Below are 12,039 nucleotides of genomic sequence, written 5' to 3'. Positions count from 1 at the left end.
CAATACGAACCGCATCGACACGGAGGATAAGATGCACCGTTCCAAGGCCCTCGCGGCCCTCGCCCTGACCACAGCCCTGACCACGGGCGGCGCAGCCGGCGCGGCCGAGATCCAGCTCATGCGCTTCTTCGGCGACTGCCAGAATGACTACGGCAGCGTCAACGACGCGTCCGAAGCCAACGGCGAATGCGGGATCATCACCGCTCTCGTGAACGAGTTCAACGCGACCAACCAAGGCGGCCATACCGTCACCGTCCAGACCGCCGAATGGGGCGCCTACTACGACCTGCTGACCGCGACCTTCCAGACGGGCAACATCCCCGACGTGGCGGTCATGCATTCCTCCGTCATGCCCGACTTCGTGAGCCGCGACCTCCTCACCCCGCTCGGCCCCCTCTTCCAGGAGGCCGGCATCGACACCGCCGATTTCGTCCCCGCCGCCCTTCAGAACGCGAGCGCCAACGACGAGGTCTACGCCCTGCCCTTCGACCTGCACGCGCTCCTGTTCCACATCAACGTGGACCTGATGGAGCAGGCGGGCTTCGTGAACGAGGACGGCACGGTTCGACTTCCCACCTCGCCCGAAGAGTTCATCGAGATGGGCAAGCAGTTCGAGGAGGCCACGGGCCAGAACTTCATCGCCGTCGAATCGCAGTCGGCCGAAGGCATGATGGTGCGCTTCTTCAACTCGCTCGTCTGGCAGCAGGGCTCGACCACGCTCGCCGACGACGGCACCAGCGCCAACCTCAACGGGCCCGAGGCGCTGGCCGCCGCGACCTTCATCAAGCAGATCTACGACGAGGGCCTCGCCGATCCCGGCCTCGACTACCCGGGCGCCGAGCAGGCCTTCCTGAACGGCCAGGCCGGCATCATCATCAACGGCACCTGGGTCGTGGACAGCTACAACGCCCAGGCCGAAGGCGGCAGCGTCCCGCTGCAGAACTACGTCGCCACCAACGTCCCCGCCCTGATGGGCGAGGAGGCGGTCTGGGCCGACAGCCACATGTGGGTGATCCCCAGGGACGAATCCCGCGCGCCCGAGGAGCAGGAGGCCGCCGTCGCCTTCCTGACCTTCCTGAACGACAACAACTTCGAATGGTCGCGGACGGGCCACCTGTCCGTGCGTCAGTCGGTCATCGACAGCCCCGAGTTCGCGGCCCTGCCGCATCGCGCGAATATCTCGAACACATCGCAGATCGCCCGCGCCGTGCCGACCACGCAGAACCAGCGCTCGATCTACAACGCGATCATGTCCGACTTCAACGCCATGTGGCTGACCGGGGCCGAGCCGCAGGCCGCCCTCGACTCGGCCCAGTCCCAGGTCGAGCGCATCCTGCGCCGCGCCAATCGCGGGGGCTGACCCCTCCCCCCGCGACGCCGGCTCCGGGGATCCTCCCCACCCCGGGGCCGGCACCCTGCGCGACACCCTCGGGGGGTGTTGCGCGAATCCCGGACCACCGCGCGGTGGTGTGAGAATCCGTTAACCTCTCGCTGGCACAACGGAAGCACGAACCCGCGCCCGCCCTCCCAAGGACCGCCGATGAACGTTGCGACCACCATTCCCCTCTCCGCCGCGACCGCTCTCCGGGGCGACCTGTCCCTCGACGGCACCTGGGAGTTCCGGCACGAATCCGATGCGGCCTGGCGCGAGGCTCCGGTCCCCGCTCCCTGGCAGGTCCTCCCCGGCCTGCACTGGAGCTTCGGCCGCGCCACCTACCGCCGCCGCTTCGCCCTGCCCCAGGGCTGGCGCGACCGCGAGGTGGCGCTCCACTTCGGCGCGGTCAGCGAGGTGGCCACCGTCCGCGTCAACGGCCGCGAGATCGGCCGCCACGAAGGCGGCTATCTTCCCTTCGAGCTGGTGATCCCCCCCGATCTCCTGGAGGAGGACAACCTCCTGGAGGTCGAGGCCGTCCTCCCCGACGCCCACGACCACGAGCCGGGCCTGAACTTCGCCGAGGTCCCCCACGGCAAGCAGAGCTGGTACGGCCCGCAGGGCGGCATCTGGCAGTCCGTCCGCCTTGTGGCGCGCCACGCCACCCACATCCGCGCCCTGCGCCTCGACCCCCACTGGCCCGATGGGCGGCTGGAGATGCGCCTGACACTCTCGCAGGCTGTCCAGGGCATGGTCGCCATCGAGGTGCTCGACTCCTCGGGCCACGCCCTCCACAGCGAGACGCTGCACCTCGACGCCGACCGCCTGACCCACGCGGTGACGCTCCCGCGGGTCGAGCCCTGGTCCCCCGACAGCCCCGCCCTCTACACCTTCCGCGCCACGCTGCGTGCGGGCGACGAGGCCCTGGACTCCTGCGAGGAGCGCTTCGGATTCCGCCGCTTCGAGGCGAGGGACGGCATCTTCTACCTCAATGACCAGCCCCTCTACATGCGCGGCGCGCTGGACCAGGACTACTACCCCGACGGCTTCGGCACGCCTCCGTCGCTGGAGCTTCTGGAGGACCAGGTCCGCAAGGCCAAGGCCATGGGCCTCAACCTCCTGCGCTGCCACATCAAGGTTCCCGACCCCCGCTACTACGAGGTCGCCGACCGGCTGGGGATGCTCATCTGGACCGAGATCCCCAACGTCGAGACCTTCACGCCCTCCAGCGCCCCGCGGCTGCGCGCGACGATGGAAGGCATCCTCGCCCGCGACCGCAACCACCCGTCCATCGTCATCTGGACCCTCATCAACGAGGACTGGGGCACCCGCCTGCGCGAGGTGGGCGAGCAGCGCCGCTGGCTCGTGGACCTCTTCGACTGGCTCAAGGCCGAGGACCCGCTGCGCCTCGTCGTCGACAACTCGGCCTGCTTCCCGAACTACCACGTCAAGACCGACATCAACGACTTCCACTACTACCGCACCGCGCTCGACCGGCGCGAGGAATGGGAGGCGCTGAGCCGCGAGTTCGCCGGCGCCGCCGACTGGACCTTCTCCCACCAGCCCGAGGCGGAGTGGACGAAGAAGGAGCCTCTCGTCGTCTCCGAGTTCGGCGTCTGGGGCCTGCCCGATCCCGCGAACCTCAAGGAGGACGGCAAGGAGCCGTGGTGGATGCCTTACGGGGCCACCTGGGCGGTCGGCGTCGCGCTTCCCACCGGCATCGAGGCGCGCTTCCATGAGCTGGGCCTCGACCAGGTCTTCGGCAGCTTCACCCAATTCATCGAAAAGGTGCAGTGGCACCAGTTCATGAACCTCAAGTACGAGATCGAGGACATCCGCTCCCACGCGCCCATCGCCGGCTACGTCGTGACCGAGTTCACCGACGTCCACTGGGAGGGCAACGGCCTGATGGACATGGCCCGGAACCCCCGCGTCTTCGCCAAGGCGCTTTCGCACGTGAACGCCGACGTCGTGATCGCGCCGGGCCTGCGCCACCACGCCGCCCGCTCGGGGCAGGAGATCCATCTCGACCTCAAGGTCGCCACCGGAGGCGAGACCCTGCCCGACGGCGCCCGTCTCGAATGGCGCCTGAACGGCGAGAACGGCACCGTCGCCCTGCCCATGACCGCCCCGATGGAGGTCACGGGCGCGACCCTCGCGCTGCACACTCCCCGGGTCGAGCGGGCCGAGATGGCCGCCCTGGAGTTCCGCCTCCTCGCCCCCGACGGCCGCCTCATCTCCGAGAACCGCGAGGCTCTGGCCCTCTATCCCGAGCGCGCCGCCCCCGCTCGCCAGGTCCGCTTCCGCACCGACCGCCCGCTGGTGGGCGAGCGCCTGCTGGTCCTGGGCCACCGCGAGGTCGAGGCCGAGGACGCCGAGCTCTTCGTCACCGACACGCTCGACGGACCCCGCGTCGAGGCGATCCACGCCGGGGCGCACTACCTCCAGATCGTCGAGCATGGGCAGCGCCGGCTGCGGGACGACACCTCGCCGCGCGACGGGCCGATGACCGTGCAGATCGAGGACGCCCCCGGCGGCACCCGCTCCGAGCCCTATTTCAGTTTTCCGGGCTACGCGCTTCAGAACCGCCACAACACGATCTGGCGCGGCGACTGGGTGGGCAACTTCCCCTGGCTCCGCCGCGACGGCGTCTTCGCCCACCTCCCCGGCGGGCCGCTCCTCGACCTCAGCTTCTCGCGCGTGATCCCGCACCAGGTGCTCACTCATCAACGATCCTGGGAGTTCCGGGGCCGCGTTCATGCCGGGACGGTCGTGGGCTGGGTGCACCGCCCCGCGGCCTTCGTGATCGAGAAGCGGCTCGGGCGTGGCAAGCTCGTCATTTCCACCTTCCGGCTGATGCGCGATGCCTTCGACGCCGACCCGACCGCCACCGCGCTCTGGGACGGGCTCATCGACCTGGCGCTCCGACCTTGACGCAGTTGCATCGACAGGACGAAGCGAACCTGACTAGCTTGGCGTTGCCGGTTCTCCCCGGCCGCGCCACCCAAGGACCCCGAATGCCCGGCCCCTTCTCTTTCCTCACCGCCACCGAGATCCTCTTCGGTCGAGGCCAGGCCGCCCAGGCCCCTGCTCGGATCGCCGCCCTCGGGCGCCGCGTCCTCCTCGTCCACGGTGCGAACGCCTCGCGGAGCGAGTGGCTGGTCGACGCTCTGACCGCCTCGGACTGTCCCGTCACCCGCTTCGCCGTCCCGCGCGAGCCCGACATGGCGCTGATCGAGGAAGGGGTCGCGACCGCGCGCGAGGCAGTGACCGAGGTCATCGTGGCCCTTGGCGGCGGGGCGGCGATGGACGCCGGCAAGGCCATCGCGGCCATGGTCCCCGCGACGCGGCCGCTCCTCGACCATCTGGAAGTCGTGGGCCGGGGCCTGCCGCTCGACCATCCGCCCCTGCCTTTCCTGGCGCTGCCCACGACCGCCGGCACCGGGGCCGAGGTCACCCGCAACGCCGTGATCGGCGTGCCCGAGCATCGCCGCAAGGTGAGCCTGCGCGATCCCCGGATGCTGCCCCGCCTCGCGCTGGTCGACCCGGCCCTGACGGACGGCTGCCCACGCGCGACGACGCTGGCCTCGGGCCTCGACGCGATCACGCAGGTCATCGAGCCTTTCACCTCGACGCGGGCCAACGCCTTCACCGACGCGCTCTGCCGCGATGCGATCCCGCGCGGCCTGCAGGCGCTGCGGCGGCTGATGGACGGCGAGGACGCCCAGGCCCGCGACGAGATGGCTTGGGTGAGCCTTTGCGGCGGCCTCGCTCTGGCCAACGCGGGGCTTGGGGCGGTGCATGGGCTGGCCGGGCCGCTGGGCGGCCTGTCAGGCGCGGCGCATGGGGCGATCTGCGGGGCGTTGCTCCCTCACGTGCTGGTCGCCAACCGCAGGGCCGTCATCGATCCGGCCTTGTCCGACCGGCTCGACGTCGTGGGCCAATGGATCGGCGAGGCCTTCGGCACAGGGCCCGACATCGCCGAGGCCGCTGATCGGCTGCACGCCTGGTCGCGCGCAATCGGCCTTCCCGGGCTGACCTCTCTCGGCATCGGCGCTCAGGACCGGCAGGCAGCCGCCGAGGCGGCAGGAACCTCATCCTCCATGAAGGCCAACCCTGCCCCACTCTCGGTCGCGGATCTGGAGGCCGTGCTTGCCGCCGCCGCCTGATGCGTCCCGCTCAGCCCCGACCGGCCGTCGCCAGCGCCAGTCCCTCGGCCACGGCCGTGAAGGCGGCCGTTTCCACGGGGCGAGCCGTCGGAAACAGGTCGGCCATCGCGCGCCGGACGGGGCGAAGAAGGCTCGACCCGCCCACGTGCACGACATGTGTGATCGCGTCTGGCGGCACGTTGGCGCGCTCCACAGCGCGCCGTGCCCCTTCGCCGATAGCCGCCGCAAAGGCTTCGAGATCCCGCTCCAGCCGATCGGCCGGCAGCGGCACGGCCAATCCACGCTCGACCAGACCAAGGTCGATCCGGCCACCACCCTCGTTCGCTCCGATCTTCCCCGCCTCGACCGCGAAGGCCAGATCGAAACCCAACCCCGATTCCAGCACCGCATGAAGCCGCGCCAGCCGTTCGGGCCGCTCGGCCAGCCGCCTCATCCGCGCCGCGTCCCGCGCCATCTCGGGCGTTTGAAGGAATCCAATCCGCTCCCAGGTGGCGAGGTCGTGAAACGGCGCCACCGGCACGTCGTGGAGCGCCCCGCCGATCTCGGCCCGCAGCCGGGTGCCCAGGCCCAGCAGCGGCATGGCATGGGCGAGGCTCAGGGTCCGGTCGGCGTCCGTGCCCCCGATCCGGACACCCTCGCTGGCCAGCACGGTCCTACGGCCTCCCTCGGCCGAAAAGACCGTGAAATCCGAGGTGCCCCCGCCGATGTCGACCACGAGGCCAAGCCCGTCCGCAACGCCGCAGGCCCAGGCCGCGGCCTCCGGCTCGGTGAGCCAGTCCACTTCCTCGAATCCGGCCAGCCGGTAGGCGTCGGCGAGGTCGAGGGCGGCCTGCGCGTCCCGCTCGGGCTCGGACTGGAAGACGACCGGCCGGCCGGCCAGCACGCGGACCAGCCCTTCGCCCGCCTCGGCCTCGGCGCGGGCGCGCAGGCGGGCCAGCACCTCGCCCACCAACTCCACGAGCGTCATGCGCCGGTTAAGGAACTGCCGTGTCTCGCGCATGAGCGGCGTGCCGAGGACGCGCTTGATCGCACGCAGGAACCGGCCCTCGCGCCCTTCCACCAGCGCCTCGACGGCTGCCGAGCCGAAGAGCATCTGCCGCGTGCCCGCGTCGAGGAAGATCGCGGTCGGCACCGACAGGCGGCCGGGCTCCAGCTCGATCAGGCGCGGGTGGTCTCCGTCCAGGATGGCCACCGAGGTGTTCGAGGTTCCGAAGTCCACGCCCAGCCAGCGCGCCATGTTCCGTCCTCCGATCAGAAAGGGGCTGCGGGTAACCGGACGGCGCGACCGGGTCAAGCCGCCGGGACAGGCTCAGAGTGCCGTGATCGCATCCCCCGATCGGATCGGCCCCGGTTCGATCACCCGCGCCGTGATGCCGCCATGGCCACGCACGGCGTTGTAGCCGCCGGGACCCAGCTCTTCCTCCATGCGCGAGCAGGGATGGCATTCACCCGTGTGCTCCAGCACCGCCCCGCCCAAGCGAAAGCGCCGTTCCTTGAGCGCGAGGAGATTGATGCCCTGCGTCACCACGTTGCGCCGAAGCCGCGCGGGCTCGACCTGCTCCAGCCCCAGGTGGCTCGCTATGGCGGCCAGATGCTCGGCCTGGATCAGCGTGACCTGACGAGGCCCATTATCGCGGGACCCGTAACGATCGCCGGCGAGGCCCTGGCCCACCTGGGCCAGCGCTTCCTCGACCGTCAGGACCGCCGACCGGCGCGCCGGTCGCAGGCCGATCCAGAGGACCCGACCCGGGCGCATTGGCGCGGCAAGGAGAGCGGCAAGGCGGGATTGGGGGTTGAGCATCCGTCCTCGGGGTCGGAAGGGCTATGTGCGCCAAAGCTAGCGGCAGAAAGCCGCATCGCCCAGCCACCGGCCGGTCCCCTTGAACAAGGCCCCTGGCTGAGACAGTCTACCTCGTCCGTGACAGGCCAGGACCATGATCGCCGAATACGCTATTCCGCTCTCGCTCGTGATGATCGCGCCGATCCTGCTGCGACTCGCCTTGGTGTTTCTGGTGCCTTGGCGCCTGATCCTGCGCCTATCGCTAGCCGGGGGCGGGATCGCTGCGCTCCTGCACTGGGGCTGGCCCGCCCTCGGGTAGAAAGCGGGCCGCGGCGCACCCGCGCGGCTCGATCTGCCTTAGTGCACGAGGGACCGCGCAACGCCGTTCACGATCATTTCGCTGGGCAGCCCGATCCGGCCGAGCAGCGCCAGGAACGGCTTGGGGTCGAGTTCCTCGACGTTCACCATCGTCCGCACGTCCCACTCGCCCGAGGCGACCAGCATCGCCGCCGCGACGGCCGGCACGCCGGCCGTGTAGGAGATGGCTTGGGAGCCGACCTCCTCGTAGGCGGCCTTGTGGTCGGCCACATTGAACAGGAGGACTTCCTTCTCCTCGCCGCTTTTCGTGCCGCGCACGAAGGTGCCGATGCAGGTCTTGCCTTCGTAGGACGGCGCGAGCGAGGCCGGGTCGGGCAGCACCGCCTTGACCACCTTGAGCGGCACGACCTCCAGGCCCTCGGCCGTCCGCACCGGCTGCTCCGACAGAAGGCCCAGGTTCTTCAGCACCGTGAAAACGTTGATGTAGTGGTCGCCGAAGCCCATCCAAAAGCGCACGTCGGCGTCCGGATAGTTGCGGGACAGCGAATGCACCTCGTCGTGGCCGGTCAGGTAGGCCTTCTGACGGCCCACCACCGGCATGTCCCATTCGCGGCCGACCTCGAACATCCGGTTCGACCGCCAAGCGCGGTCCTGCCAACTGTAGACGGCGCCGGTGAACTCGCGGAAGTTGATCTCCGGATCAAAGTTCGTCGAGAACCAGCGGTCGTGCTTGCCCGCGTTGATATCGACGATGTCGATGGAGCGGACGGTGTCGAGGTGCTCGTCCGCCGCAAGGCGCGCATAGGCGTTCACGACGCCCGGGTCGAAGCCCACCCCCAGGATCGCCGTGACCCCGGCCTCGGCGCAGCGCTCGCGCCGCTTCCACTCGTAGTTGCCGTACCAGGGCGGCGTCTCGCAGATCTTGGCGGGGTCCTCGTGAATTGCCGTGTCGAGATAGGCCGCACCGGTTTGCAGGCAGGCCTCCAAGACGCTCATGTTCACAAAGGACGAGGCGACGTTGATGACAATATGCGCGCCGGTCTCGCGGATGAGGCGGGCCACCGCCCCGGGGTCCATCGCGTCGACGGCATGGGCACGGATGGCGTCCACGGCCTCATCGCCCTGCTTGTCGCGGACACTGGCAAGGATGGCCTCGCACTTGGCCATCGAGCGCGAGGCGATGTGAATGTCGCCGAAGGCGTCGCGGTTCTGGGCGCATTTATGCGCCACCACATGAGCGACCCCGCCCGCGCCGACGATGAGGAGGTTCTTCTTCATGCAGGTCTTCCCGTCCTTGATCACTTAGGAAAGGGCCGCGACGAAGTCGTCGTAGCCGAAGTCGCGCACCAGGCGCACCGAACCGTCCAGTTCGCGCAGGGCGATGGCGGGCATTTTCACGCCATTGAACCAGTTCTTCTTGACCATCGTGTAACCGCCCGCATTGGCGATCGAGAGACGGTCGCCCGGCCGCAAGGGCGCGGGAAAGCGCGATTCGCCGAAGATGTCGCCCGCGAGGCACGACTTCCCGCAGACCATCCATTCGTGGTCGCCCCTATCGGGCAGGATGCTGGCCCTCTCGCGGTAAATGAGCAGGTCGAGCATGTGCGCCTCGACCGAGGAGTCGACGATGGCGATGTCCTTGCCGTTCCTCAGCGTGTCGAGGACCGTCACCTCGAGCGTCGTGGAACCCGTGATCGCCGCCTCGCCCGGCTCCAGGTAGACTTGCACCTCGTGCTCGCCCGCAAAGCGACGGAGCCGCTCGGCCAGCCGCTCCAGCGGGTAGCCTTCGCCCGTGAAGTGGATGCCGCCGCCCAGGCTCACCCAGTCCATGCGCCGGATCAGGTGACCGAAGCGCTGTTCGATGTGCGACAGCATCCGGTCGAAGCGGTCGAAGTCGGCGTTCTCGCAGTTGTTGTGGAACATCAGCCCCGAGAAGCGGTCGGCCACCCGCTCGATGGCGGCCGGGTCGCTCTCACCCAAGCGCGAGAAGGGACGCGCCGGGTCGGCGAGGTCGAAGGACGAGCTGCTGATCCCAGGATTGGCGCGCAGGCCCACGACATGGGATGCGGCCCGATCGCCGAAGCGGTCGAGCTGGCCCACGGAGTTGAAGATCACTTTGTCCGAGTTGACTAAGACCTCATCGAACTCGTCGTCGGACCAGGCAACGGAATAGGCATGGGTCTCCTTGCCGAACTTGTCGTGCCCGAGCTTGACCTCGAAGAGCGATGATGAGGTTGTGCCGTCCATGTGCTCGCGCATGAGGTCGAAGACCGACCAAGCCGCGAAACACTTGAGAGCGAGGAGCGACTTGGCGCCCGAGATGTCGCGAAGGCGGGCGATCGTTTCAAGGTTCGACAGGAGCCTGCCTTTGTCGATCAGATAGTAAGGCGTTTGCATGATGGAGCTTTCGGCCGGCCTCGGATCAGGAGCGCGGCCGAATAGCAGGGGTGAGAGCCGACCTCAATCGGCTTCGGGCGCTCAGAGGCCGAAGCGCAGCAACAGGTGCAAGGGCCGATCAGGAGATTGCTGGACTGGCAGCCAAGGCGGCAACAATCGGAACAATCTGCGGAAACCGCGCGAGGGACTCCGTATCTATATCGACACGGAGACCGACCGAGGACTCGCGGGAATGACGCCCTGGCTCCTCCTATATCGACCGGAATGGCGTGTGCTCTACTCGATGGATCACTGGTTCGGCCGAAGCTGACCGCAGCGCCGACATCTACCCTGCAGGACGATGGACATCACCTTTCTGGGATGCTTGTCGCGGGCTTGGGTTCCCCAGCCGGGCGGGGCATAGGGCTTGCGGATCACTTGGCCAAGGAGCCGCCCCATGCCCATCGATGTTCCGCGCACCTTGCGTTCTGCCGACGACATCGTCGGTGCAGGACTGGCGACGGCCGAGCACCTGCCAGAGCTTGAGGCCGTGGCGGCGCGATACGCCGTTGCCATTACGCCCGCGATGACCGAACTGATCGTGCCGGGCGATGCCGATGACCCGATCGGCCGACAGTTCATCCCTGAGGCGGCCGAGCTCGATGGAAGCCCGGAAGAGAGTGCCGATCCTATTGGCGACGACGAGCATAGTCCGGTCCCAGGGATCGTGCATCGCTACCCGGACCGGGTCCTGCTCAAGCCACTCCATGCTTGTCCGGTCTACTGCCGCTTCTGCTTTCGCCGCGAGATGGTGGGTCCCAGCGGCCTGGGATCGTTGAGCCAGATTGAGACGGAGGCGGCGTTGGCCTATATCAAGAGCCATCCCGAGATCTGGGAAGTGGTCGTCACAGGCGGCGATCCCCTAATCCTGTCGCCCCGTCGACTTCGGGACCTCATGAAGAGCCTCGGCCAGATCGATCATGTGCGGGTGATCCGCTTTCACACGAGGGTTCCCGTCGTCGCGCCCGATCTCGTGAGCGAAGAATTGGTCGCAGCCCTCCGCGTCGAACCAAGCCGGGCCGTCTTCGTGGTTCTTCATGCCAACCACGCCCGCGAGTTGACGCCTGCCGCACGCGACGCCTGCGGCCGGCTTGTCGATGCGGGTATTCCGATGCTGAGCCAGTCCGTCCTGCTGCGGGGGGTGAACGATGAACCGACGGCGCTCGATGCGCTCCTGCGCGCCCTCGTAGAGGCGCGTATCAAGCCCTACTATCTGCACCATCCCGATCTGGCGCTGGGCACAGGTCATTTCCGCCTATCCCTGTCGCGGGGACAGGATCTGATGCGGAACCTGCGCGGCCGGATCTCGGGACTGTGCCAACCGACCTATGTTCTCGACCTTCCGGGCGGCTACGGAAAAGTGCCTGTAGGGCCATGCTACGTCAAACAGGTGGACGGCGCGGCGGACGCGACCGGGCGTTGCCGCATCGAGGATCCGTCGGGGCGGCTTCATGACTACCCCGACCGGCGCGGCTAGATGTCAGACCAAGCAGAGCTAAATTCAGCTGACGCATCAACATTTTGCATTCTGACGATAGGCGTCTCGTACCGACAGCCGTCGATTGAGAAAGATTCAATCCAGCGTTTCAGCTGTTCTTGGGCAATGATGACTGCGAGGTAGGCGGATCTATGGACCTTGCACGCTGTTACAGCGTCAAAATCGACCACCTGCGCCAACCACACCTGCCGGTATCAGGCAAGCGCATCAGATCCTGTCGGATCACTCGGCAATTGCTACGCAATCGCCGCTGGCGATGTCCCTGAGACAGAATAAGCTCTGCCGCGCCACCCGTCACGTTCGCTGGCGTTCGATATCGAAACACATGTTCGCCACCAAGGTTTTTCCGGAACGGAGCGCTCTGTTGCATGAGGCGGTTGAGGTTTGGACTTGTCCTTGTTCTGGACGGGCCTCTGCCATGGCCTCTGCGGCGGGTGTGCCGCGGGCTGGAGCCGGTCAGGGCGGC

General features: G+C 68.1%; 9 protein-coding genes. 5 read left to right on the top strand and 4 right to left on the bottom strand.

What is annotated here, in order from left to right:
* The first annotated feature begins 31 nt into the window (after window positions 1-31).
* From FHG71_RS18030 to FHG71_RS18020, 3 genes are all read left to right on the top strand, one after another.
* The gene (locus FHG71_RS18030; RefSeq protein ID WP_139083093.1) at window positions 32-1,360 is read left to right on the top strand and encodes an extracellular solute-binding protein; all 1,329 of its coding nucleotides are present in this window, start codon (window positions 32-34) and stop codon (window positions 1,358-1,360) included.
* Window positions 1,361-1,540: 180 nt separating this feature from the next.
* Window positions 1,541-4,306 carry a glycoside hydrolase family 2 protein gene (locus FHG71_RS18025; protein ID WP_139083092.1) on the top strand — a complete coding sequence of 922 codons (2,766 nt, stop codon included), beginning with the start codon at window positions 1,541-1,543 and terminating at the stop codon, window positions 4,304-4,306.
* An 83-nt stretch (window positions 4,307-4,389) separates the two neighbouring features.
* A complete protein-coding gene (locus tag FHG71_RS18020; protein WP_139083091.1) occupies window positions 4,390-5,541 on the top strand; it encodes an iron-containing alcohol dehydrogenase in 1,152 nt (383 codons plus the stop codon).
* A gap of 10 nt (window positions 5,542-5,551) precedes the next feature.
* Here the strand turns inward: FHG71_RS18020 and FHG71_RS18015 are convergent, their stop codons facing one another.
* Together FHG71_RS18015 and FHG71_RS18010 are read right to left on the bottom strand one after the other, a co-directional pair.
* Entirely contained in the window at window positions 5,552-6,778 is a 1,227-nt protein-coding gene (locus FHG71_RS18015) for an Hsp70 family protein (protein ID WP_139083090.1), read from the bottom strand.
* 72 nt (window positions 6,779-6,850) lie between these two features.
* Window positions 6,851-7,342 carry an MOSC domain-containing protein gene (locus FHG71_RS18010; protein ID WP_139083089.1) on the bottom strand — a complete coding sequence of 164 codons (492 nt, stop codon included), beginning with the start codon at window positions 7,340-7,342 and terminating at the stop codon, window positions 6,851-6,853.
* Window positions 7,343-7,475: 133 nt separating this feature from the next.
* Here FHG71_RS18010 and FHG71_RS23705 point away from each other — a divergent pair, with 133 nt between their 5' ends.
* Window positions 7,476-7,640 carry a hypothetical protein gene (locus FHG71_RS23705; RefSeq protein ID WP_176559491.1) on the top strand — a complete coding sequence of 55 codons (165 nt, stop codon included), beginning with the start codon at window positions 7,476-7,478 and terminating at the stop codon, window positions 7,638-7,640.
* A 38-nt stretch (window positions 7,641-7,678) separates the two neighbouring features.
* On the opposite strand, the gene FHG71_RS18005 is transcribed toward FHG71_RS23705, so the two are convergent.
* Both FHG71_RS18005 and FHG71_RS18000 read right to left on the bottom strand, forming a co-directional pair.
* Window positions 7,679-8,917, bottom strand: a complete 1,239-nt coding sequence (locus FHG71_RS18005) for a saccharopine dehydrogenase family protein (RefSeq protein WP_139083088.1) — start codon at window positions 8,915-8,917, stop codon at window positions 7,679-7,681.
* A 24-nt stretch (window positions 8,918-8,941) separates the two neighbouring features.
* Window positions 8,942-10,036, bottom strand: coding sequence for a carboxynorspermidine decarboxylase (locus FHG71_RS18000; protein WP_139083087.1), 1,095 nt, complete (start codon window positions 10,034-10,036; stop codon window positions 8,942-8,944).
* Window positions 10,037-10,472: 436 nt separating this feature from the next.
* On the opposite strand from FHG71_RS18000, the gene FHG71_RS17995 reads away from it, so the two are divergent.
* Entirely contained in the window at window positions 10,473-11,552 is a 1,080-nt protein-coding gene (locus tag FHG71_RS17995) for a lysine-2,3-aminomutase-like protein (protein ID WP_139083086.1), read from the top strand.
* The last annotated feature ends 487 nt before the right edge of the window (window positions 11,553-12,039 follow it).

Source organism: Rubellimicrobium roseum, assembly GCF_006152145.1.
Taxonomy (GTDB): Bacteria; Pseudomonadota; Alphaproteobacteria; order Rhodobacterales; family Rhodobacteraceae; genus Rubellimicrobium; species Rubellimicrobium roseum.
The sequence above is the reverse complement of the archived record's forward strand: the minus strand, read 5'-3'. Positions and strand labels throughout refer to the sequence as shown.